Below are 22,837 nucleotides of genomic sequence, written 5' to 3' on the forward strand. Positions count from 1 at the left end.
GAAGCGGATCATCTTTAGTACGGTACGGTTCCGTACTAAACGAGGAGCCTAGGTGTAACACGGGAGAAACGCAACAGTTCTATACGGCGCCAGGAAGGGCCCGTCAGGCGGACTGGCCCCCTCCGGTCAGCAGGGCGTTCACAGCCGCACGCTCTTCGTCGGTCAACGGCCTCGTCGCCGCGGCGACTTGAGGCGCCAGGGTCTCAGGCGAGCGCGGACCGACGAGCAGTGCGGTCACCGGTTCCTGGTCGAGGACCCACGCCTGGGCGAGCTCCCCCATCGTCCGGCCCGCCGCCTGCGTCACGGCCTGGAACCGGTCGAGGAAGGCGAAGGTGGACTCCGTCCAGTACATGTCCATGTAGCGCTGCAGGGAGCCGAGCCCGGTCGGTTTCGCGGAGTCCCGGGTGAAGCGGCCGGTGAGCAGATCACCGGCGAGCGACTGGTGCGCCAGGACACTCACGCCGGCGACCCGCGCCGCGGGCAGGTACTCGTTCAGCGCCCCTCGCTCAAGGATGTTGAACCGGGTCTGCACGCACTCGTACCTGCTCACACCGAGCTTGTCGCTGGCCCATAGCGCCCGGTACAGCTGCCACGGGGCGGTCTGTGACACGCCGAGGTAGCGCACCTTCCCCGCCCGGACGAACCCCTCAAGGGTCTCCAGCGTCTCCTCGATCGGCGTCTCGTAGTCCCAGAAGTGGGGTGCGTAGACGTCGATGTAGTCGGTACCGAGCCGTCGCAGGCTGGCTTCCAGCGCCTGAGTCAGATGCTTGCGCGACAGCCCCCGCGAGGTGGGAGTGATGCCCTTGCGCCACAGCGCCGCGTGGTCCAGAACGCCGTCGCCGTGCGTGGCGTTCAGTTCCTCGCGACTGAGCGGGGCCTGAGGCGTCCCCACGCGGTAGCCCGCCTTGATGATCAGCACCGCGTCGTCGCGCCACGGCCCGATGTGCTTTCCCAGAGCCTCCTCGGCCGCTCCGTCGCCGTACACATCCGCCGTGAAGAAGGTGTTGACACCGCTGTGCCGCGCCGCTGCTATGACATCGGCGGCCTCGTCCTCGGACAGACCCTCGCCGAGATGCAGCCCGCCGAATACGAGACGCGAGACCTTGAGTCCCGTGCGCCCGAGGTTGCGATATTCCATGCGCTCCCGCCCATCGCCTTTACTGTCTTCAGTCGGTCAAGTATCGGCGAGGAACCGCACCGGCGGTCATTATTGTCGGTCATACCAGGCATGAATAGATTCCCTTTTCCATCCGCCTTTTCGGCACTCCCGCGCTGCTACGGTACCGGTAGAAAAGGAGGATCGAATGGCAATAGATCAGATTGCATTTCGCCACGCGATGACCCAGTTCGGCAGCGGCGTGACCATTCCCGTCACCGTCGACGACGCCGGGCAGCCGCGCGGATTCACGGCCAACAGCTTCTGTTCCGTGGCCATGGACCCGCCCCTGGTCCTGGTGTGTCTGGCTCATGGTGCCGAGTCCTACCCGGTGTTCCGCGACGCTCAGCGGTACGCGATCCACGTGCTCAGTTCCGACCAGGGCCCGGTCGCCCTGCGGTTCGCGGAGAAGCGCGCCGACAAGTTCGAAGACGCCCAGTGGGCCACGGGAGCGGACGGGCTGCCCGAGCTGCGCGGTGCGCTGGCCCGTGTCAGCTGTGAAGCGCACGCGGTGTACGACGGCGGCGACCACGCGATCCTGGTCGGCCGGGTCGTGGAGGCGGCCGTCGACGACGCGGACGGCCAGCCGCTGCTCTACTTCCGGCGGAAGTTCCTCGACGCCGCGGCATGACGACGGCGCGATGAAGCGCGACCACAGCGTTTCATTCTCCAAGAATTAATTCCCACCCCTATGTGCGGTCCACTTCCGGTGAACCCACGAGGCATGTCGAGCGTGAATGTCTCATATTCACGCCGGTCATCGGACCACGCCTTGGACGACTGCACATGACCAACTGAAGGTGTGCCCATGTCTTTCGCAATAGGGACGTTCTCCGGCGCCGACGGCGTCGCTTTCCCCGGACTCGTCATCGACGATCGTGTCCACGATCTGCGACCGGAGTTCACGGATACGCTCTCGATGCTGAGGGACTGGGACGCCACCCTGGTGCGGCTGCGCGAGTTGGCGGAGGCGCCCCCCGGCGTCGGTCAGGCCCTGGCGAACCTGCGGCCCCTTCCACCCGTGGAGCCCTCCGGCCAGGTGCTCTGTGGCGGTGCCAACTACTACACCCACCTGCGTCAGATGCACTTCTCCCGGCTCAAGCGCCTGGGCGACCCGCGGCCGGACGAGGAGCTGCGTGCCGAGTCGGCACGCGTGGCGTCGGAGCGGCCGAACGGGGAACCGTTCATCTTCGCCGGACTGCCCAGTGCCCTGAGCGGCGCCGAAGACGACGTCATCCTGTGGGGCCCGGGCCACGATCACGACTGGGAGCTCGAACTCGCCGTCGTCATCGGCAAGGGCGGCCGTGACATCGCCGAGGAGGAGGCGCTCGACCACGTCGCCGGTTACACGATGTCCAACGACATCAGCACCCGCGACGTGATGAACCGGCCCAACTTCGGGATGACCGACTTCCTGGCAACGAAGGTCCGGCCGACGTTCTTCCCGACCGGCCCGTACATGGTCCCCCGCGAGTTCGTCCCGGACTACCGTGCGCTGCGGATCATCCTGAAGGTCAACGGCAAGATCATGCAGGACGAGAGCGTCGACGACATCATCTTCGGGGTCGAGCAGCTCATCTCCTACGCCTCGCGCCTGGTCGACCTCCGGCCGGGCGACCTCCTGCTGACCGGTTCCCCGGCGGGCAACGCCGCCCACAACGGGGGCCGTTGGCTGGTGCCGGATGACGTCATGGAAGGCGAGATCACTGGCCTGGGAGTCCAGCGCAACCGCTGTGTGAAGCCGGCCTGAGGACAGAAGGCTTCCTCCGGCTGATCTTCGAGGGTTGGTCAGCCGGTAGGGAAGATCAGCGGGGCCCACACCGCCCGGCACCACTCCCGTGGGCCCCGCTGAGCATCGGCAGTTACTCGACAAGGAGAAGTAATGAACGGCAGTTTCCTCTACTCGGCCGTGCGCACCCCCTTCGGCCGCCACGGAGGAGCCCTGGCCGGAGTCAGGCCGGACGATCTGGCCGCCACCGCAATCGGCGCCCTGGTGGGCAAGACCCCGCAACTGGAGCCGGCGCGCATCGACGAAGTCGTCTTCGGCAACTCCAACGGGGCCGGTGAGGACAGCCGTAACGTCGGCAGGATGGGCGCGCTCCTGGCCGGTCTGCCCGTCACCGTTCCGGCGACGACGGTCAACCGCCTGTGCGGTTCGAGCCTGGACGCGGCGATCGTCGCCTCCCGCACCGTCGCGACCGGTGACGCGAACCTCGTCGTCGCGGGTGGCGTGGAGTCCATGACCCGCTCGCCCTGGGTCCTTCCCAGGCCGGAGAAGCCCTTCGCACCCACCAACGCCACCTTGGTGTCGACCACGCTCGGCTGGCGGCATGTGAACCCGCGGTTCCCGAAGGAGTGGACGGTATCGCTGGGTGAGTGCAACGAGCAGCTCCAGGAGAAGTTCGGCATCTCCCGCGAGCGCCAGGACGAGTTCTCGCTGCGCTCGCACCGGCTCGCCGAGCGGGCCTGGGACGAGGGCTTCTACGAGCCGCTCATCACCCCGGTCCCCGGCGTCGAACTCAAGCGCGACGAAGGCATCCGCAGCGACACCAGCCTGGAGAAGCTCGCCTCGCTCAAGACGTCGTTCCGGCCCGACGGAACGATCACGGCGGGCAACGCCTCCCCGCTCAGCGACGGCGCCTCCGCCCTGCTGATCGGCTCGGAGCAGGCCGCCGATTTCGTCGGCGTCCAGCCGCTGGCGCGTATCGCCGGGCGAGGCGCTGCCGCCCTGGAGCCGCAGATGTTCGGATACGCGCCCGTCGAGGCGGCCGAACGCGCGCTGGCCGCGGCCGGTATCGGCTGGGGCGACGTCGGAGCGGTGGAGCTCAACGAGGCGTACGCCGTGCAGTCGTTGGCGTGCGTCGACGCGTGGGGCATCGACCCGGAGATCGTCAACACCCGCGGCGGCGCCATAGCCCTCGGTCATCCGCTGGGCGCGTCCGGCGGCCGCATCCTGGGCACCCTGGCGCATGTGCTGCGTGAGCGCGGTCAGCGGTGGGGCGTCGCCGCGATCTGTATCGGGGTCGGCCAGGGACTCGCCGTGGTCCTGGAGTCGGTGTGATCGAGACCTGCCCGGACACCGACACCGCGGTGCGCGGCATCGCCTCCGGATCCACCGTGCTGATCAGTGGATTCGGAGGCGCGGGCATGCCGTTCGCCCTGGTCGACGCCCTGTGCCGGACCGGGGCCGGTGACCTCACCCTCGTCAGCAACAACGCGGGCAACGGCACCACGGGCCTGGCCGCCCTGCTGGCCCGCGGCATGGTCCGCAAGGTCGTCTGCTCCTTCCCCCGGCAGAGCGACTCGTACGTCTTCGACGAGCTGTACCGGGCAGGCAAGGTCGAACTCGAACTCGTTCCGCAGGGCACCCTCGCCGAACGCATCCGCGCTGGCGGTGCCGGGATCGGCGGCTTTTACACCCCCACCGGCGCCGGCACTCCCCTGGCCGAGGGCAAGGAGACCCGCGTCATCGACGGCCGGGAGCACGTGCTGGAGTACCCGATCAAGGGCGACGTCGCGCTGATCCGCGCCCACCGGGCCGACCGGATGGGCAACCTCGTCCACCGCAAGACGGCACGCAACTTCGCCCCGATCATGGCGGCGGCAGCGACCCTCACCGTCGTAGAAGTCGACGAGATCGTCCCTGTCGGCGCTCTGGACCCCGAAACGGTCGTGACGCCGTCCATCTACGTCGACCGGCTCGTCGCCGTCGACCGGCTCACGGAGGCGACCGCATGAAACTGCTCACCGACCGCACGGTGGAACACACCGACCGCGGGCCGCTCAACCGCGACGAACTGGCCGCCCTGGTGGCCCGGGACATCCCCGTCGGCTCCTACGTCAACCTGGGCATCGGCCAGCCGACTCTCGTCGCCGACCATCTGCGGCCGGAGCAGCAGGTCGTCCTGCACACCGAGAACGGCATGCTCGGCATGGGCCCCCAGGCGCGTGGCGACGAGGCCGACAGCGATCTCGTCAACGCCGGCAAGATCCCCGTCACCGAGCTGCCCGGTGCCGCCTACTTCCACCACGCGGACTCCTTCGCGATAATGCGCGGCGGCCATCTCGACGTGTGCGTGCTCGGCGCGTTCCAGGTCAGCGCCGCCGGGGACCTCGCGAACTGGCACACCGGCGATCCGCACGCCGTACCCGCCGTGGGCGGCGCCATGGACCTCGCCATTGGCGCGAAACAGGTCTTCGTGATGATGACCCTCTTCACCCGCGAAGGAGCCGCCAAGCTCGTCGACGCCTGCTCCTGTCCCCTGACCGGCCGCAACTGCGTCAGCCGCGTCTACACCGACCGCGGGGTCTTCCTTGTCACACCCACCGGCATCGAAGTCCGCGATACCTACGGCACCACGGCCACCGAACTGGCCGAACGGCTCTGACACCAGGGCCTGACACCGTCACCTCCACAGCACTGGCGCTCTGACGACTGACGGTGAACCTGATGGAGGCAAGCACCATGACGAACACAGCGTCGCAGCAGCGCCGCCGGATGACCCCGGTACGCGAAGCCGAGATCTATGAGGTGGTACTCGGCCTCCTCAAGGACGTCGGATACGAAGCCCTGACCATGGACGAGATCGCCGCACACACGGGCTGCAGCAAGGCGACCCTGTACCGCTGGTGGAGCGGCAAAGCCGAACTGGTCATACGAGCGCTTCGGCACGAGTCGCCCGACGACACCGTCCTGGCCAACACCGGCTCACTGCGTGGTGACCTGCTGGCGCTGGTGACGCGTGAGGACGACCACGTCCTCGAGCGGCGCTCGGCCCTGTTGCGCAGTATGGCGATGGCGGTCTACCACAATCCGGCACTCCTCGAAGGCGTACGCGACCATCTGGTGCGGCCACATGCTGCGGCCCTCCGGTGCTTGATCCAGCAGGCGATCGACCGGGGCGAAGTCGCCTCCGACTGCCCGGCCCTGCCGTTCGTGACAGAAATGGTGCTCGGGGCAGTGATCGCGCGCACCCTCATCGACGATCAACCACCGACGCGGGCGTTCCTCTCCGCCTACGTCGAGGCCGTGATCATCCCGGCTCTCGGCGTCTCGGCCGCGCATACGTGACCCGGTCCGTCGTCCGCGCATGACTCCGGACCGCGAGGCCGAGCTGCTCGGGGTGGCCCTCAAGGCTTTGCGTGAGATCGGATACGGCGCGTTGTCCATGGAACTCATCGCGTCCCGCGGGCCCTGCAGCAAGGCCACTCTCTACCGGCAATGGGAAACAAGCCGAAGATGATCGCGGCCGCCGTCTCGGCGCTGCAGCCCGTGGACCCCGGCGTCACGGACACCGGCACACTCCGCGGCGACTTGTTGTCCATGCTGGGACAGCTCACGCTCGGAGCGGACGACGAAATCGCGCGGCCGATGATCACCAGCCGGCTGGCCGATCAGCTCACGTCCCGTCTGTCGTCGAGCGACCTCAAGGCGATCGGCGGCACCGACTCGCTGACTCCCGCGCTCGTCAACTCCCTGCCGGAACGGCTCCACGACGCCGTGGTCACGGCCTACCAGCAGGCGCTCACCCGGTGTTCGGATACCTGGTGCCGATCTTCCTCGTCGGCTTGATACTCGCCTTCGTCCTTCCCGAGAAGCGCATCGGGAACGACAAGTCCGAGGTGGCGGAGCGGAAGACCCCTGACACGGGCTCCGAGAGCCGCAAGCCCGAGGTGCCGTCGGCCACCTGAGCAACTCGGGGTGAAAGCAGCACGGGCACGCCGCCTTCTCGTACACGGCAAGAGGTACGCGAAGGCGGCGCGGCCGGTGATCTACTGGAAGTAGATGTTGTAAGCGATGAAGACCGTCAGACAGAACACCGCGAAGGCCGCCGTATGCCGCACGATCGGATTGAGCCGACGTCGCTCGGGGTCGACCCGGGGCTTGTTCCGGGGCTCTGCCAGCTGACCGCCGCGCCGCAGGACGGAACGCTCGACGCGGCTCACGATGCGGTCGGCCTCGGCAATCCTCCCGTGAGCGGCCAGCCAGCGCGGCGACTCGGTCAGGCGGGCCACCGCATACAGGCCGATCAGCACCGGAGCGCCCCCGATGAGCAGCATCGTCCGAAACGCGGTCTCGTCGGACAGGGCGGACATGGCTGCGGAACCGAACGCGGTGGAAGCGAACAGGCCGAGGCTCGGGCTGAGCACGGCGAGGACGATGAGCGGCTTGCGGCGAGGTGATGCCGTCGACTCACGGACCACGGCGCCGAGGGCGGTGATCATGGCCCCCAGGCCGATCCCGAAGAGGGAACGGAAGACCATCAGGCTCGCGTAGTTCCACGCCAGCCCCGACAGGGCGCCGAATGTGCCGTACACAATGAGGGAGATGGCGAGCGCCCTCCTGACCTCCAGGCGTTTCGCGACGATCCCGGTGAGGGGTCCGCCCAGGACCGCGGTGGCCATGGCGATCGCGCCGGCCCAGCCGGCCTCGACGCGGCTGAGGTCGAACATGTCGCGCACGGCCGGGAGCAGCGGGTCCATCAGGGTGAGGTCGAAGGTGCCGAAGATCCCTGCCAGGGCGAGGACGATCGCCATCTGCAGGTGGTACCGCGTGAACGGCAGCCGCTCCAGTCGGGCCGCTATCTGATCATCGGCCGGGAGAATGTCGGTGGACTGCTGCTGCGGAGCCTGCGCACCGGACCTCTGTGCGCCGACGGCTTGTGCCTCAAGGGTGGTCGGAGAGTCCTCCACACGCGACTCGCCTGCTGTTTCGTTGCTCACGGTTCCTCATCCCGCCGCTGTGCGCGGCCTGGTGCTGGCGTCCGGGACGAGACCGGTTCGGTGCTCCTCCCGTGGAGCACCGAACCGGTCACCTGATCAGGTACGAGGACGCCGGTGGCGGGGGCGGCGGGGCGGTCCCGTCGCCTGGGTGATGTGGATCGTCTCCGGCGACGGTCGCCGACGGATCAGGCGGAACGTGCCGCTATCTCAGGCCGGACTCCCGGTCCGCCGCGATCTGCGCCGCGAGCCGCGGCACCAGCACCGCGGCGTTGGCGTCCAGCGCGGCACGCTCGGCATCGTCGAGGAAGCCCAGGTCTGGAGCCGGGTCCGAACCCTCCTCGGGCAGCGGGCAGTTGGGCCAGTCGGTGCCGAACACGAGCCTGTCGGCTGGCACCACCAGGCGCGTCCCCCGGTAGGCGTACTCGTTGTTGGCCAGACCGGTGTCGTAGTAGAAGCGCGACAGGTACTCGACCGCGCCCGCGGGAGCGCGCTCGGCGAGCTTCGGCGCACGCTCGGAAAGCGAGCCGATCCGGTCCGCGAGGAACGGAGCCGTGCCGCCGCAGTGGGCTATCTGCCAGCGGATGTTGGGGTAGTCCTCCGCGACACCGCTGTAGATGAGGTTGGTCACCGCACGCGTGGTGTCGAAGGGGAACTCGTACAGCCACGGCGGGTGCTCCAGCGCCTGCCCGTTGCCCGGCATCGTGGGGTGCACGAAGACATAGGCGCCCCGGCGGTCCAGCTCAGCGTAGAGAGGTGCCCAGCTCGGGTCCCCGACGTAGGTGCCCTTGTAGTTGGTCATCAGCAGCACACCGTCCAGCCCGAGGACGTCGAAGCCGTAGGCCAGCTCGGCGAGCGCAGAGTGGAGGTCAGGCAGCGGGAGCAGCATGAGACCGGCGAACCGATTCGGGTGGGCGCGGACCGCCTGCGCGACCTCCTCGTTGACCAGCCGCGCGCGCTTGCCGATGTCGGCAGGGTCGCCGAAGAAGACGCCGGGGGCCACCGGCGACAGCACCGCGCCGTCGATCGAGTAGCGGTCGATCATGCCCAGCAGCGCCTCCGCGGAGACGAAGGGCGGGGCGGGCATCCCGGGCGGCGGCGGGCAGCTGGCGGTACTCAGATGAACGTGGGTGTCGATCCTCATGCCGGCTTCACGCAGCGGTTGCGCTGCACTCCCAGTCCGGTGATCTCGCCTTCCATGACGTCGCCGGGCACGAGCCAGCGGTTGCCGTGGTGACCGGCGTTGCCCGCCGGGGAACCCGTCAGGATCAGGTCGCCGGGGCTCAGCTCCACCAGAGTCGACGCGTGGGCGACCAGCTCCTCGACTCCATGGATGATGTCGCTGACGCTCTCGTCCTGCATGACCTCGCCGTTGACCTTCAGCGTGATGCGCAGGTCCCGGTAGTCGGGCACGAACTCGCGCGGCACGAAGTAGGGGCCGGTCGGGAAGAACGTCGGCCGGACCTTCGACGCCAGGAAGTCGGTCATCCCGGAGCCGGAGGCCCGCATCACCTCGCGGGTGCTGATGTCATTGGAGATCGTGTAGCCGGCCACGTGGTCCAGCGCGTTCTCCTCGGCGATGTAGTGGCCGCCACGGCCGATGACCACGGCGAGCTCCAGTTCCCAGTCGTGCTGCTCGCCCGGCCCCCACAGCACCACGTCGTCGGTGGCACCGCTCAGGGCGCTCGGCAGACCCGCGAAGACGAACACCCCGTTGGTCTTGCGAGCCACCGCGAACTTCCGCCCCTCGGCGTGCAGTTCCTCGATCGACCGCTCGTCACCCCGGTTGCGGAGCATCGCAGCGTGCATCTGTTCCAGATGCGTGTAGTAGTTGGCGCCGCCGCACAGCACCTGGCCGGAGGCCACCGGCGGGAGCGGGCGGAGGCTGTCGAGCGCCACACCGTCGCCGGAGGGCGCCGCGGCCAGCTCGTGGAGCCGGCGCAGGGACGCGTCCCAGTCGTCCAGCATCGACCTCGTGTCGCTGAACTCCGGCCGCAGGTCGAACACACGACCGTCAATGACCAGACCGGGAAAGGCGACACCGTCGGTGCCGGCGAATGTTCCGAGTCCAAAACTCATGGGGCACACCTTGCGTGATCACGGGTCCTCATCCAAGACCCTGTGGAATGAATGGCGCCGATGGCAGTTATTCACGGCGTACATGCCGCCGGAATTCCAGTCGGCCGAGATGGCGATCGCTCAACTGGCGACCGGGTCGAGAAAGCGCCGCCGGAAGTACAGCAGCGGCGATTCCGCCGCCTCGTCGACCTCCGCGTGGACCACGCGGCCGATCAGGATGGCGTGATCGCCGCCGTCGTGCACGGCATGGGTGACGCAGCTGACCCGTGCCAGCGCACCGCTCAAGGCGGGCAGTCCGTCCTCGGCCTGGTACCAGCGCCCGTCCTCGAACTTGTCGGTCCGCTTCTCCGCGAAGCGCATGGCGACATCGGCATGCTCCGAGCCGAGGATGTGGATCGCGAAGCGCTGGGACTTCACGAACGCGGGGTACGACTCGGCGCTGCGGGCGGGGCAGACCAGCACCAACGGCGGGTCCAGGGCCACCGAGCAGAACGCGCTCGCCGTGAACCCCCAGGACTGCCCGGAGTCGTCGACGGTGACCGGTACGGTGACACCGCTTCCGAATTGCGTCATCGCATTACGAAAAACATTGTTGTCCAGCACGGGAATTCCCTCCTCCTTCTTCTTCTCCGGACGATAGCAACGAAATATCGACCATCGGCCTCGATCAGGAGCGGCAGTTATTCATCCCTGGTATGAGGGAAGGAAATACCCGATCCGACTGTTCGCGGGCAGTATTCGGAACGCAGAATGCGAACGGCCCCACCCCCCCGCCTCGGTCAGGCGAAGCGGAGGCTGCGGCGCGTCGGGGGATCAGACCGGCGGAGCGACGAAGGCGCTGCGGTCGGGGTCGTTGAAGGCGTGGTCGCCCGTGTCCTCTTCCTTCGGGTTGTTCGCGGTGCCCCACTGGTCCGCGACGTTCTCCTTGGAGGGGTCGTAGATGTGCGGGTGCCAGGTGTCCTCGTCGAGCTGCTCCAGCTCCGTGGTGTACTCGATCATGTTTCCCTGCGGGTCCAGGAAGTAGCTGAACGTGTTGTCACCGGCCACGTGTCGGCCCGGCCCCCACAGGTGCTTGGCCCTGCCGTCCTTCCTGACCCGGCCCGTGCCCCGCATGTACTCGTCGATGCCGCGCATCTCGAAGGACATGTGGTGCACCGACATGTGCGGGCACTGGGCGAGACCGATGGAGTGGTGCTGGGAGTTGATGCGCATGAAGTGCATCGCGTTGCCGATCTTCGGGTGCTGGATCGTGTCGGACAGTCGGAACCCGAGGTGGCGGGCGTACCAGTCACGCGTGATGTCGAGGTTCGGAGAGTTGAGCACCACGTGTGACAACCGCACGGGGATCGACTCGCGCTCCTCGACACGGCGGTGCTTGCGCGGGGAGACGTCGGCGCTGACCTCCACGGTCCGGCCGTCGATGTCGAAGAAGCGGAAGCCGTAGCCGCCGCCGGGGGTGTCCATGCGCCCCGGCTGCGTGATCAGCTTGACGCCGTCGGCGAGCAGCTGCTCCGCCTGCTTGTCCACGTCCACCGTGGTTGCGGCACCGAAGGCGACCAGGTCCAGTCGCTTCTCCTCGGCCTTGCGCACACGCACGATGTACTGTTCCGGACTGCCCTCGGCGGCCAGGAAGGCGATCCCGCTGTCGTCCGCGACCTTGGCCAGGCCCCAGGCACTCGAGTAGAAGTCCAGCTCCTTGTCGTAGTCCGGCACGGCGATGTCCACATGCCGCAGATGGGTGAGCAAACGGTCGGTCATGATCGTCCTTCGGTGATCGACAGTGGTGCCACGGAAAAGGTTCCGAATTGAAAGCCGCTCTGGCGATTTAAGCCCTGCTCCGGATACCCTCCCCTCGCCTACTGTGCCAGCCTGGCCGAGCCATTTGAAATGCACTCTCTTAATATCAGACATTCATGGCATCACTGCTTCCCGCGCGCACTCTCGCCGGATGGACATGGGCGCCGACCTGGGAACATTCATCGGAGAAATACAGGATATCGATGCCGTGCGTTTGCCGGAGGCGCGGTCCGAGCGCAATGTAGGTCGCGTCGTCGCGGAAAAGATGCGCCTGCGACGCATAAGCCCGGAATAAACGGGACCGATATCAATCCCCCCACTGTTCAGAGAGTCTTGCGTCCTAGGAGGGCCCATGTCGTACCAGAGCGTTTCCGAGCCACCTCTGTCGGAACCGACCTCTTCAGGACAGGGAGGCGTCAAGGCCGCTCCCACCCCCGCCGAACTGATCGCGCGTGCCGAAGCGTTGGTGCCGGTCCTCGCCGAGCGGGCCGCGAAGACCGAAGAGCAGCGGCGAGTTCCGGAGGAGACGGTCCGCGATCTGGTCGACGCAGGGCTCATCCGGATCGCGACGCCGCAGACCTACGGCGGACACGGCGTGGAGATCGACACCCTCTTCGAGGTCGGCTGGCGGCTTGCCCAGGGCTGCGGGGCGACGGGCTGGTTCTACGCCGTGACCCAGAGCCACAACTGGCTCATGGGTACGGCCTCCAAGGAGGTCCAGGACGAGTACTTCGCCTCGCCGGACGTGATCTCCTCTTCCGCCTTCGCGCCCACCGGCAAGACCGAGCAGGTCCGGGACGGCTGGCAGATCTCCGGCCGCTGGCCCTTCTCCAGCGGTGTCGACCACGCGGAGTGGGTGTGGCTCGGCGCGATGGACATCCCGCGCAAGCGGCAGGCCTACCTCCTGGTTCCGCGCAGCGACGTCAAGATCGTCGACGACTGGTACCCGGCCGGGCTGCGGGGCACGGGCAGCAAGAGCGTCGTCATCGAGGAGCCCGTGTTCGTCCCCGAGTACCGGGTGTTCTACCCGGGGCCGGCTCATCCCGAGGCGCGGGACCGGCACGGGCGGGCGTCCTACGGGATGCCGCAGTCGCAGGTCATGCCGATCTGGCTGTCCACGCCGCTGGTCGGACTCGCTCAGGGTGCCATCAAGGAATTCGCCAAGCGCACCCCGGAGCGCCGCCTGCCGGGTGGGCGCAGCCACGCCGACCTTCCCGGTCCGCAGCTGCGGCTCGCGGAGTCGGCCGCCGAGGCCGACGCGGCGATAGCTCTGCTCCGTGCCGACCTGCGCGACCTGATCGAGTTCGGCGCGGCCGGCAAGCAGCTGACCGACGAGGAGCGCGCCAGGTTCCGGAGAAACCACTGCTACACCGCGAAGCTGGCGGTCAGCGCCGTGAACCGGCTCTACGACGCGTCCGGCGCGAACGCGATCCTCGACCCCAGTCCGATCTCCCGCATACACCGCGACGTCAACGCCGGCTCTCACCAGATCGCGGTGGCGTGGGACAACATCGCCGAGCTCTACGGCCGGGTCCTGCTCGGCGTCGAGCCGAACATGGCCATGTGGTGACGGTCTGAGGCCCACACCGGCACAGGCGGCAGCGCAAGCGGGACACATCTCAAGGAGAGCAGGCAGTCAATGAGTTCGGTGGAGATCAACGGCGGCGTCGTCGTCTACGAGGTCCTGGGCGAGGAGAGCGGAATCCCCGTCGTCCTGACTCCGGGCGGGCGCGCGCCCAGGGGGTTCCTGCGGTCGCTGGGTGAACTCCTGGCCGAGGGCGGGTTGAAGGTCCTCATCTGGGACCGGCCCAACGGCGGTGAGTCGGACATCCAGTTCGGCGACCGCTGGCCGACCGAGTCCCACATGCACGCCGACACCCTCCGGCAGCTGATCGAGCACCTCGGCTGGGGACCGACCGTCATCGTCGGCGCTTCGGCGGGCGCCCGCGTCTCGATCATCACCGCGCTCGAATATCCCGAAGTCACCCGCGGGTTGTTCCTCTGGCACATCGCCGGCGGCATCTACCCCACGCTGGCCCTGGGCAACGCGTACATCGTCGAGAACATCACCACCGCCCGCAAGGGCGGCGTCGAGGCCGTGACGGAGCTTCCGCACTGGAAGCAGCGGATCGAGCAGAACCCCCGCAACAAGGAACGCTTCGAGGCGCTGTCCAGCGCGGAGCTCATCAGCGTCCTCAAGCTGTGGCTGTCCGCCTTCATCCCGACTCCGGGCCAGGTCATCCCCGGTGTCCGCGACGACGACCTCGCCACGATCAGCACGCCCACCGCGATCATCCGCAGCGGTGCGAACGACGAGGAACACCCTCTGCTCACCTGCTACTCGGTCCACGCCCTGATCAAGGGCTCCAAGGTGGTGGAGCCGCCGTGGGACGAGGACGCCTGGGAGAAGGCCTTCGCCAACACCCTGAAGACCGGCGGTCCCAACAACGCCTTCGCCCTCAACGACCAGGCCGCGCCGCTGATCCTGGACTTCGCCCGCACCACCGGCGTCGGCGCCTGACGCCGACATCCTGAGGAAGGAATTCACATGGACACCGTCTTCGAGGACGCGAAGACGGCGATCGCCCGGGTGCGGGACGGCGACACCGTGATGTGCGGTGGCTTCGGGCCCGCCGGGCTTCCCGTCCGCCTGATCGACGCGCTGCTGGAGAGCGGTCGGCGTGATCTGACCATCATCAGCAACAACCTCGGCCAGCCGGGCAAGGGGCTGGGAGGGCTGCTTCGCACCGGGCAAGTACGCCGGGTCATCGGCTCGTTCTTCTCCGGCAACCCCGAAGTGGCGGCCGCACAGCGGGCCGGCGGCCTGGAGGTGACCCTGCTGCCGCAGGGCACCCTCGCGGAGGCGATCAGGGCGGGCGGCGCGGGCATCCCCGCGTTCTACACCCCGACCGGCGCCGGGACCGTGCTCGCCGAGGGCAAGGAGTCACGGGTGTTCGAAGACGGCCGTACGTATCTCCTCGAACGTGCCCTGCAGGCCGATGTGGCTCTGGTCCACGCCAACCGGTCCGACCGGCTCGGCAACCTCCTCTACCGGGGTGTGGCGCAGAACTTCAACCTCGCGATGGCGACAGCGGCACGCCTGGTCATCGCCGAGGTCGGCGAGGTCATACCGACCGGTGAGCTGGCTCCGGCGGAGATCAGCACCCCTCATCTGTACGTCGACGTGGTAGCGGTGCCCCAGTGAATCCCAACGACATCAAGAACCTGATCGCCCACCGTGCCGCCGCCGAACTGCACGACGGGGACGTGGTCAATCTGGGCATCGGCATCCCCACCCTGATCCCCGCGTTCCTCGACGGGCGCCGGGTCCATCTGCACAGCGAAAGCGGCCTGTTGGGGGTGGGGCCGCCGCCCTCGCCGGACGAGTTCGACCCGGACCTCGTGGACGCCGGCCGGCAGCCGGTCACCGCGACACCCGGCGCGTCCTGCTTCTCCAGCACCGACGCCTTCGCCATGATCCGCGGCGGCCATGTCGACGCGACCGTGCTGGGAGCCCTCCAGATCTCCCAGCGCGGCGACCTGGCGTCGTGGATGGTGCCGGGCCGAGACGTCCTCGGTGTCGGCGGTGCGATGGACCTCGCCATCGGCGCCCGCAAGGTCATCGTCGCCACCACCCACCGCGACTCCGCCGGCCGCTCCAAGCTCGTACCGGAGTGCACCTATCCGCTCACCGCCGAGGCGGTGGTCGACACGGTCGTCACCGAACTCGCCGTCCTCGACGTGCGGGACGGGCAGCTGGTGCTGCGCGAACTGCAGCCCGGCGCCACGAAGGACCAGGTGGCCGCGGCCACCGAGGCGCCCTTCGACTCGGCGATCTGATCCCCCTCCATCGGCCTCCATCGACAGAAGGAATCCACCATGCCCGCACCCGACATCCGCCGCGTCGTGACCGGACACAACAGCGAGGGCCTCGCCGTCATCGCCAGCGACCGGCTGCTCGACGAGCCGAGCAAGTTCGGACGTGTCATCTGGACGACCGACACCAGCCCCGTCGACAACACGGACCCGACGGACGGCGCGGAGCGCAAGGTCGGCGTGACCGCCAAGGGCGGCACCGTGTTCCGCATCGGCGAGCTCGAGCCCGGCCACCGCTCCCCCATGCACCGCACCAACTCCATGGACTACGCCATCGTCCTCGGAGGCGAGCTCGGGCTGGAACTCGACAGCGGGGAGCAGACCAGGCTCAAGACCGGTGACGTCGTCGTGCAGCGCGGCACCAACCACATCTGGTTCAACGACACCGACCAGCCCGTTGTTGTCGCCTGGATCCTGATCGATGCGGAGCCCGTGAAGATCGGCGACCGCGTGCTCGAACCGACGCCGCTGCACCGCCCGAGCGACAGCTGACACCACGCCCGGCGGGCAACCGGGGGTCGCCCCGGCCCGCATGCCTGGGAGAACACACGGCGTTGCCGGCCTCCGGCCGAGGACGGCGACGCCGGGTAACCACCGCTGAACTGCTGGCCCCTACCTGAGGAACCCGCATGAGCACCGCTACCGAACAGCAGACCACCCAGTCCCGGCCCCTGTGGGAGGGGAAGATCTTCAACGGCTCCTGGACACAGGGCGAGAACGGCACCATCGACGTGACCGCTCCCGCGACCGGCCAGGTCATCGCCACCGTGGGCGCCGCCTCCCCCGCCGATCTCGACGCGTCGGTCGCAACGGCTCAGGCGGCTCAGCGCGCCTGGGCCAAGCTGCCCTACGACCAGCGGGCGCAGGTCTTCCGCAAAGCGGCGGCCCTGCTGGAGGCCGACCCAGACCGCATCCTGCGCTGGCTGATCCCCGAATCCGGTTCCGCCGCGGGCAAGGCCGGCTTCGAGATCGGCGGGCTGGTGGTCGGCGAACTCCACGAGGCCGCCGCGCTCACCTCCGAGCCGTACGGCGAGCTGCTGCAGAGCTCCAAGCCGCGGCTGTCCCTGGTCCGCCGTCTCCCCCTGGGTGTGGTCGGAGTCATCTCGCCCTTCAACTTCCCCGCCATCCTGGCCATGCGGTCGGTGGCGCCCGCGCTCGCCCTCGGCAACGCGGTGATCCTCAAGCCCGACCCGCGCACCCCCATCGGCGGTGGTCTCGCACTCGCCGAGCTGCTCGCCGAGGCGGGTCTGCCCGAGGGCCTGCTGCACGTGCTGCCCGGCGGAGCCGACGTCGGGCTGGCGCTGGTGGCCCACCCTGACGTGCCGTGCATCTCCTTCACCGGCTCCACCCCGGCCGGTCGCACCATCGGCGCGGCGGCGGCACCGCTGCTGAAGAAGGTCCACCTGGAGCTCGGCGGCAACAACGCCCTGCTGGTCCTGCCCGACGCAGACCTCGACGCGGCCGCCTCGGCGGGCGCCTGGGGCTCGTTCCTCCACCAGGGCCAGATCTGCATGACCACCGGCCGCCACCTGGTGCACTCCTCTGTCGCGGAGGAGTACGTGGCGAAGCTGGCCGCGAAGGCCGACGCGATCCCGGTGGGCGACCCCACCGACCCCCACAACGCCCTCGGCCCGATCATCGACGAAGGCCAGCGCGACAAGATCCACGACATCGTCACGCGCAGTGTCGAGCAGGGCGCGGTCCTCGCCGCCGGCGGCACCTACGACGGCCTGTTCTACCGGCCCACCGTACTCGCCGGGGTGCCGCACCACGCGGCCGCCTTCACCGAGGAGATCTTCGGCCCGGTGGCGCCCGTCACGACGTACGAGACGGTCGAGGAGGCCATCGACATCATCAACTCCTCCCCGTACGGGCTGTCGGTCTCCCTGCTCACCCAGGACGTGTACGGCGCCCTGGAACTCGCCGAGCGGATCGAGTCCGGCGCGGTCCACATCAACGACCAGACGGTCGACGACGAGGCCGTCGCCCCCTTCGGCGGCGCCAAGACCTCGGGCACGGGAGGCCGGTTCGGCGGCAAGGCCAACCTCGACACCTTCTCCGAGGTGCAGTGGGTCACGGCGCAGGGGGAGATCCAGCGGTACCCGTTCTGACCTGCCCACACCCGCAGCACAAACCAGCTCCGGGGGCACGACGGCCCTGTCAACTGCCCTGACGCACTCTGCCGTGCCCCCGGTCCCACCTTCCGCAACACGTTGTCTGAAGCCTTTCGTGTTTCGCGCACCGCACACACAAGAATCATGACCTTCATGAGTGAGGCCACGGTGAAGAGCAGTCCCCAGACTCTCAGCGGCAAACAGACGAACCTCGCCTTCATCGCGATCCTGCTGGCCATGCTGATGGCAGCGCTCGACCAGACGATCGTGTCCTCCGCACTGCCCACCATCATCACGGAACTGGGCGGCTCCGGGCACATGGCCTGGGTCGTCACCGCCTACATGCTCGCCGAGGCCATCTCCACGGTCCTGGCGGGCAAGCTCGGTGATCTGTTCGGCCGTAAGCGGGTCTTCCAGATCAGCGCGGTCGTCTTCCTCGCCGGCTCGATCATCGCGGGCGCTTCGACCAACATGACGATGCTCATCGTCGCCCGCGCCATCCAGGGTGTCGGCGGCGGTGGCCTGATGGTCACGGCCATGGCCCTGATCGCCGACGTGGTCCCACTGCGCCAGCGCGGGAAGTACCAGGGCGCCCTCGGCGCGGTCTTCGGCGTCGCGACGGTGCTCGGCCCCACCCTGGGCGGCTTCTTCACCGACAACGGCAGCTGGCGCTGGTGCTTCTACGTCAACGTGCCGCTTGGCATCGTTGTCATGATCGTGGTGGCCCGAGCGATCCCGCAGGTGAAGGCAGGGGCCCGGCCGGTGATCGACTACGCGGGTATCGCCTGCGTGGCCCTCGCTTCGTGCGCGCTGGTGCTCGCCCTCGAGTGGGGTGGCAACGAATACGCCTGGGGCTCGGCGGTGATCAGCGGCCTGCTCGTCGGCTCCGTCGTGCTGTATGCCGCCTTCGTGTGGGTGGAACTGCGGGCCGAAGAGCCGATGCTCCCCATGGCGCTCTTCCGCCAACGCGTGTTCACCGTGTGCTCGATCCTCAGCTTCATCGTCGGTTTCGCGATGATGGGCTCGATGTCGTACCTGCCGACCTATCTGCAGTACGTGGACGGGGCGTCCGCCACCTCGTCCGGGCTCCGCACGGTGCCGCTGGTGCTGGGTCTGCTGGTCACCTCGGTGGTCTCGGGCAACGTAGTCAGCTCAACCGGCCGCTACAAGATCTTCCCGATCGTCGGTTCGGCCCTCATGGGTGTCGGCCTGTATCTGATGTCCATGATGGGTCCGGGCACCGGTGTGTGGCTGGAGTCGCTGTACATGCTCCTGCTGGGCATGGGCATGGGCTCCGCCATGCAGGTCCTCACGATCGCGGTGCAGAACACCGTGCCGTACAGCCAGATGGGGACCGCGACGTCCGGGGTCACCTTCTTCCGGTCCATCGGAGGTTCGTTCGGTACGGCGATCTTCGGCACCCTTTACCAGAACCAGCTCGCCGGCGAACTGCCCAAGGCCGTGCGGGAGAGCGGTGTGTCCGAAGATGTGGCCGGGAGCGCCTCAGCGCTGTGGAAACTGCCGAAAGCCCAGATCGCTCCGGTCCTGAACGCCTACGCGGACGCCCTCACCTTCGTCTTCCGCTGGGTCGTCCTCGTCGCCGTCGCGGGCTTCGTCATCGCCTGGTTCCTCAAGGAAGTACCACTGCGCGACAGCGCCCGGGCCGAGGCGACCGACATGGGCGACGGCTTCGCCGCACCCGACTCCGACCATAGCGTCGCACGGCTCGAACGCGAACTTGCGGCGGTCATGAGCAGGCTCAAGGACGATCCGGCAGCGCGCAGCGACTTCCACGCCGCCGCCGGGAACGACCTGGCCCAGGGCCAGGTGTGGGCGCTGGGCCAGATCCACTGGTACAGCAAGCTCAAGGGAGAGGCGTCCCTCGAAGACATCGCCGAAGCCCACAGGCTCCCCGCGGACGCTCTGGCCCCAGTGTTCGACGAGGTGGTGCGGGCGGGCTATGGCGAGCGTGAGGGTGACGCGCTGCGGCTGACCCCTGCGGGAAGCGCCGAATTCGATCGGATGAGCGCCTCCTGGCGGCGCTGGCTCGACACACGCCTCCAGGACTGGGACTTGACCGATCCCGCCGACCGCGCGCTGTTCGAGCAAGCCGTGAACAACATCGCGACCAGGCTCATCCTGGAGAACGAGGCACCGAGCGCCCTGGTTTCCCAGGCCACGGAAGCCGGGAGATGACAGGCCTGCCCCGTGCGGCGGCGCTGCGCGACACCCTCACGGAGCCGCGCAGCGCACGGCCGCAGTCCGTCCGGGACGGCGTAATGCTGTCGAGAGTTCGCTGTCCGACCAGGAGATGTCGTGCCGCGTAGACGCCGCGGGTCCGCTCGCACGGACGCCGACGCAGGCGCGGACGCCGGCGACGGCCCTCGCGCGCAGCCGAGGCCTTCGAGACGATCGAGCCCCCGGGCAACGGCGCGTTGCTGACCGGCGTGATCACGATGACGCTGCTGGTCCTGGTGCCCGGGATCGTCTCCGACTCCGTGGCGCTGCTCGTGGGCTTCACGGTCTTCCTACCCGCGGCGGCGTCGGCGCTGTGCACCGTGCGCCAGACAGCCTTCGTCTGTGCCTGGACCGCAGTCGCCGCAGCCCTCATCGCTTTCCTGTGGGGCGGCGACCAGGGATCGCTTCGCGACCGTGTCCTGATGATGCTGTTCACCGTGTGCCTGGGAGCCGCATCCGTGTACGCCTGTCGCAGACGCATCGAGGGCGAGCAGGACATGCTTCGGCTTCACACAACGGCTGGGGCCATGCAACGGCAGATCCTGCGGCCTCTCCCCCTCGTCACTCCTGACGTCCTCGTCCACGGGGTGTACGAACCCGTGCAGGAGGATCGGCTCGTGGGCGGCGACATTTATGACGTCGTCGAATCCGCCTGGGGCACCCGCGTGCTGATCGGAGACGTGCAGGGCAAGGGGCTCGCCGCGCTGGGCGCCGCGTTCGCCGTGATCGGTGCTTTTCGTGAGGCAGCCCACCAGGAGCCTACGTTGACCGCGCTCGCCGACGCTCTGGACGCCTCCGTCGTGCGTCACAACTCCTACGCCGAGAGGACCGGCGACGACGAACGGTTCGTCACCGTCCTCGTCGTCGGCATCGACGCCCATGACGAGGCCCAGGTCGTCAACTGCGGGCATGTGCCGCCGCGGCTGCTTCACGACGGCCGTGTGAGCACACCGGACATCGATGTCGGCGTCCCCCTCGGGCTCGCGGCGCTCGCCGAAGAACCTGTGACAGTCAGCTGGTTCTCGTTCCCGGCCGGCGCGACGTTGGTCCTCAGCACCGACGGGCTCACCGAGACCCGGGCGGGGGAGGGCACGTTCTATCCCCTCAATGATCGCTTGGCCACCCACGCAGATGTCACCGCTACAGCTCTGCCCGGGGTCTTGTACGACGATGCCCGTGTGTTCGCCCGCCATGGCGACCAGCAGGACGACTTTGCCGTGCTGGCCGTCCGCCGTTCTCCCAGGCACGCCGCGCAGTGATCACGGCTCGTCCTGCACCGGGAGATGCACGGTAGACGCCGGTTTTCGGGCCAGGCTGAGGGACACGCCGTGCGCTGTGGCCCGGAGCCGCCCGGGTTCCCCCGTGCGCGACCAGTTTCCTCAGAGGCTTCGGACGTTGTCGGCCAAGGGGAGGGCCAGCCGAAAGGTGCAGCCCTCACCCGGGGCCGTGTCGAGTTCCACGCGACCGCTGTGGCCCTGGGCGATCGCCGAGGCGATGGCGAGGCCGAGGCCACTGCCGCCGCGGTCGCGGGAACGGGAGGGGTCTACTCGGTAGAAGCGCTCGAAGACCCGCTCGGCTTCTTGCGCCGGAAGCCCGGGTCCTCGGTCAGCTACCTCGATGACGCAGATCGGGGTGGACTCCGCCATGGGCGGGCAGGCGCTGGTGCGGCCCGGACGGTCAGTGCCGCCAGTGGCCGCTCCTGCCCGGGCGGTGCCGACGCGTACATCGACAGGCGTGCCCGGCGGCGTGTGGACAAGGGCGTTGGACAAGAGGTTGTTCACGACCTGGAGCAGGCGATCGGGATCACCCACCGTCTCCACGACCTCCAGTTCGGCGTCGTCGGTCTTCGCGTCGAGAGGGCTAAGCGTCACGCGGTGCTCGCCGTTCGCGCGCACGGCCGCCGCGCTCACCGCGTCCGCCGCGAGCGACAGCAGGTCGACGAGGTCGGTGCGGTAGGCGGGTTGCTGGTCGAGCCTGGCGAGCAGCAGAAGGTCGTCGACCAGAAGGTTCATGCGCTCGGCGTTGCGGACGATCTGCTCATCCGCCTCGCGACGCTGTTCGGCCGGACGGTCTGGATGACGCAGAGCGAGCTGGGCAAAGCCCTGGACCGTGGTGAGGGGCGTACGCAGTTCATGGCCGGCGTCAGCCACGAAGCGACGCAACCGGGCCTCCGAGAACTCCCGCTGTCGTAGGGCTTGTTGAAGGCGGTCGAGCATGTCGTTGAGTACGGTGCCCAGGCGGCCGGTCTCGGTGCGCGGGTCGGTGTCGGGCAGCCGCAGGCTGATGTCCCCGGCAGTGATGTGCTGGGCCGTGTGCTCCATGCGGGTCAGCGGCAGGAGTCCGAGGCGGACCACTGTGCGCCCGATGGCGATCAGGCCGATCACGGCCACGCCCAGGACGACGGCGTTGAGGGCGAGCTGCTTCGACAAGGCCCCCTCGACGGTGTCGAGTGGCAGGGCGACCACGTACGAGGTGCCCTTCGCCGGGACTTCCCGCCACAGCACCCGCCACTGGCCGTCGCCGGACCGGGCGGGGACGGTGCTCTCCTGTCCCTGCGTCAGATGCAACTCGCCGGTGGATCGCGGCAGCTGCGGGCCCGGTTTGCTTCCGCCGCCGATGGTGCCTTGCTCCTTGCCCGCGGTGTCGTAGAAGGTGACCCGGAAGTCCGAGGGCAGGGTGACGGAGCCCGGTACCGGTCTGACGGGCGGCTCGCCGTCGTCTGCGGTGGCCCGCTCCGGAAGGGCGAACTCCTTCAATTGGGCGTCGACCCGGTTCAGCAGCCAGGAGTGCATGCCCGCGACCCCGATGGCCTGGGCGGTCATCACTGCGGCCGCGGCCAGCAGGGTCACGCCCCACA

24 protein-coding genes are annotated in these 22,837 nt (G+C 68.5%); 17 read left to right on the plus strand and 7 right to left on the minus strand.

Going from position 1 to position 22,837, the window contains the following annotated elements; genetic code table 11:
• Nucleotides 1-103: 103 nt before the first annotated feature.
• Nucleotides 104-1,138 carry an aldo/keto reductase gene (locus ACFVWD_RS25660; protein WP_389599285.1) on the minus strand — a complete coding sequence of 345 codons (1,035 nt, stop codon included), beginning with the start codon at nt 1,136-1,138 and terminating at the stop codon, nt 104-106.
• 166 nt (nt 1,139-1,304) lie between these two features.
• Here ACFVWD_RS25660 and ACFVWD_RS25665 point away from each other — a divergent pair, with 166 nt between their 5' ends.
• The 9 genes from ACFVWD_RS25665 (at nt 1,305) to ACFVWD_RS25705 (ending at nt 6,847) form a co-directional block, all read left to right on the plus strand.
• Nucleotides 1,305-1,787: a flavin reductase family protein gene (locus ACFVWD_RS25665; RefSeq protein WP_389599287.1), complete on the plus strand. Its 483-nt coding sequence runs from the start codon at nt 1,305-1,307 to the stop codon at nt 1,785-1,787.
• A 177-nt stretch (nt 1,788-1,964) separates the two neighbouring features.
• Nucleotides 1,965-2,906 carry a fumarylacetoacetate hydrolase family protein gene (locus ACFVWD_RS25670; protein ID WP_389599289.1) on the plus strand — a complete coding sequence of 314 codons (942 nt, stop codon included), beginning with the start codon at nt 1,965-1,967 and terminating at the stop codon, nt 2,904-2,906.
• Between the two features lie 132 nt (nt 2,907-3,038).
• Complete coding sequence (locus ACFVWD_RS25675) at nt 3,039-4,217, plus strand: thiolase family protein (protein ID WP_389599291.1); 1,179 nt, start codon at nt 3,039-3,041, stop codon at nt 4,215-4,217.
• Nucleotides 4,214-4,894, plus strand: a complete 681-nt coding sequence (locus ACFVWD_RS25680; protein ID WP_389599293.1) for a 3-oxoacid CoA-transferase subunit A — start codon at nt 4,214-4,216, stop codon at nt 4,892-4,894. The genes ACFVWD_RS25675 and ACFVWD_RS25680 overlap by 4 nt, the downstream gene beginning before the upstream one ends.
• Nucleotides 4,891-5,544 (plus strand): 3-oxoacid CoA-transferase subunit B, encoded by a 654-nt coding sequence (locus ACFVWD_RS25685; protein ID WP_389599295.1) that lies wholly within the window; start codon nt 4,891-4,893, stop codon nt 5,542-5,544. The genes ACFVWD_RS25680 and ACFVWD_RS25685 overlap by 4 nt, the downstream gene beginning before the upstream one ends.
• Nucleotides 5,545-5,621: 77 nt before the next feature.
• Nucleotides 5,622-6,227 carry a TetR/AcrR family transcriptional regulator gene (locus ACFVWD_RS25690; protein WP_389599297.1) on the plus strand — a complete coding sequence of 202 codons (606 nt, stop codon included), beginning with the start codon at nt 5,622-5,624 and terminating at the stop codon, nt 6,225-6,227.
• 97 nt (nt 6,228-6,324) lie between these two features.
• Nucleotides 6,325-6,399 carry a hypothetical protein gene (locus ACFVWD_RS25695; protein WP_389599387.1) on the plus strand — a complete coding sequence of 25 codons (75 nt, stop codon included), beginning with the start codon at nt 6,325-6,327 and terminating at the stop codon, nt 6,397-6,399.
• Nucleotides 6,378-6,728 carry a hypothetical protein gene (locus tag ACFVWD_RS25700; RefSeq protein ID WP_389599298.1) on the plus strand — a complete coding sequence of 117 codons (351 nt, stop codon included), beginning with the start codon at nt 6,378-6,380 and terminating at the stop codon, nt 6,726-6,728. Before ACFVWD_RS25695 ends, ACFVWD_RS25700 begins: the two co-directional genes overlap by 22 nt.
• Nucleotides 6,704-6,847 (plus strand): hypothetical protein, encoded by a 144-nt coding sequence (locus ACFVWD_RS25705; RefSeq protein ID WP_389599300.1) that lies wholly within the window; start codon nt 6,704-6,706, stop codon nt 6,845-6,847. The genes ACFVWD_RS25700 and ACFVWD_RS25705 overlap by 25 nt, the downstream gene beginning before the upstream one ends.
• A gap of 81 nt (nt 6,848-6,928) precedes the next feature.
• Here the strand turns inward: ACFVWD_RS25705 and ACFVWD_RS25710 are convergent, their stop codons facing one another.
• The 5 genes from ACFVWD_RS25710 to ACFVWD_RS25730 form a co-directional block, all read right to left on the minus strand.
• Entirely contained in the window at nt 6,929-7,879 is a 951-nt protein-coding gene (locus ACFVWD_RS25710; RefSeq protein WP_389599302.1) for an MFS transporter, read from the minus strand.
• A gap of 202 nt (nt 7,880-8,081) precedes the next feature.
• Nucleotides 8,082-9,020 carry an amidohydrolase family protein gene (locus ACFVWD_RS25715; protein ID WP_389599304.1) on the minus strand — a complete coding sequence of 313 codons (939 nt, stop codon included), beginning with the start codon at nt 9,018-9,020 and terminating at the stop codon, nt 8,082-8,084.
• Nucleotides 9,017-9,955 (minus strand): fumarylacetoacetate hydrolase family protein, encoded by a 939-nt coding sequence (locus tag ACFVWD_RS25720; RefSeq protein WP_389599306.1) that lies wholly within the window; start codon nt 9,953-9,955, stop codon nt 9,017-9,019. The genes ACFVWD_RS25715 and ACFVWD_RS25720 overlap by 4 nt, the downstream gene beginning before the upstream one ends.
• A gap of 120 nt (nt 9,956-10,075) precedes the next feature.
• Complete coding sequence (locus tag ACFVWD_RS25725; RefSeq protein WP_389599308.1) at nt 10,076-10,528, minus strand: flavin reductase family protein; 453 nt, start codon at nt 10,526-10,528, stop codon at nt 10,076-10,078.
• A 240-nt stretch (nt 10,529-10,768) separates the two neighbouring features.
• Entirely contained in the window at nt 10,769-11,713 is a 945-nt protein-coding gene (locus ACFVWD_RS25730; RefSeq protein ID WP_389599310.1) for a VOC family protein, read from the minus strand.
• 391 nt (nt 11,714-12,104) lie between these two features.
• On the opposite strand from ACFVWD_RS25730, the gene ACFVWD_RS25735 reads away from it, so the two are divergent.
• The 8 genes from ACFVWD_RS25735 (at nt 12,105) to ACFVWD_RS25770 (ending at nt 21,239) form a co-directional block, all read left to right on the plus strand.
• Entirely contained in the window at nt 12,105-13,322 is a 1,218-nt protein-coding gene (locus tag ACFVWD_RS25735) for an acyl-CoA dehydrogenase family protein (RefSeq protein WP_389599312.1), read from the plus strand.
• Nucleotides 13,323-13,391: 69 nt separating this feature from the next.
• A complete protein-coding gene (locus tag ACFVWD_RS25740; protein WP_389599314.1) occupies nt 13,392-14,273 on the plus strand; it encodes an alpha/beta hydrolase in 882 nt (293 codons plus the stop codon).
• Nucleotides 14,274-14,300: 27 nt separating this feature from the next.
• Complete coding sequence (locus ACFVWD_RS25745) at nt 14,301-14,957, plus strand: CoA transferase subunit A (protein WP_389599316.1); 657 nt, start codon at nt 14,301-14,303, stop codon at nt 14,955-14,957.
• Nucleotides 14,954-15,592 carry a 3-oxoacid CoA-transferase subunit B gene (locus ACFVWD_RS25750; protein ID WP_389599318.1) on the plus strand — a complete coding sequence of 213 codons (639 nt, stop codon included), beginning with the start codon at nt 14,954-14,956 and terminating at the stop codon, nt 15,590-15,592. Before ACFVWD_RS25745 ends, ACFVWD_RS25750 begins: the two co-directional genes overlap by 4 nt.
• 39 nt (nt 15,593-15,631) lie before the next feature.
• The gene (locus ACFVWD_RS25755) at nt 15,632-16,120 is read left to right on the plus strand and encodes a cupin domain-containing protein (protein ID WP_389599320.1); all 489 of its coding nucleotides are present in this window, start codon (nt 15,632-15,634) and stop codon (nt 16,118-16,120) included.
• Nucleotides 16,121-16,257: 137 nt separating this feature from the next.
• Nucleotides 16,258-17,739, plus strand: a complete 1,482-nt coding sequence (locus ACFVWD_RS25760) for an aldehyde dehydrogenase family protein (RefSeq protein ID WP_389599321.1) — start codon at nt 16,258-16,260, stop codon at nt 17,737-17,739.
• A gap of 147 nt (nt 17,740-17,886) precedes the next feature.
• Complete coding sequence (locus tag ACFVWD_RS25765) at nt 17,887-19,938, plus strand: DHA2 family efflux MFS transporter permease subunit (RefSeq protein WP_389599323.1); 2,052 nt, start codon at nt 17,887-17,889, stop codon at nt 19,936-19,938.
• A gap of 251 nt (nt 19,939-20,189) precedes the next feature.
• Nucleotides 20,190-21,239 carry a PP2C family protein-serine/threonine phosphatase gene (locus ACFVWD_RS25770; protein ID WP_389599325.1) on the plus strand — a complete coding sequence of 350 codons (1,050 nt, stop codon included), beginning with the start codon at nt 20,190-20,192 and terminating at the stop codon, nt 21,237-21,239.
• A 120-nt stretch (nt 21,240-21,359) separates the two neighbouring features.
• On the opposite strand, the gene ACFVWD_RS25775 is transcribed toward ACFVWD_RS25770, so the two are convergent.
• Complete coding sequence (locus ACFVWD_RS25775; RefSeq protein ID WP_389599389.1) at nt 21,360-22,802, minus strand: sensor histidine kinase; 1,443 nt, start codon at nt 22,800-22,802, stop codon at nt 21,360-21,362.
• Between the last annotated feature and the right edge of the window lie 35 nt (nt 22,803-22,837).

Origin of the sequence: Streptomyces sp. NPDC058086, assembly GCF_042885015.1 — a bacterium.
GTDB lineage: Bacteria > Actinomycetota > Actinomycetes > Streptomycetales > Streptomycetaceae > Streptomyces.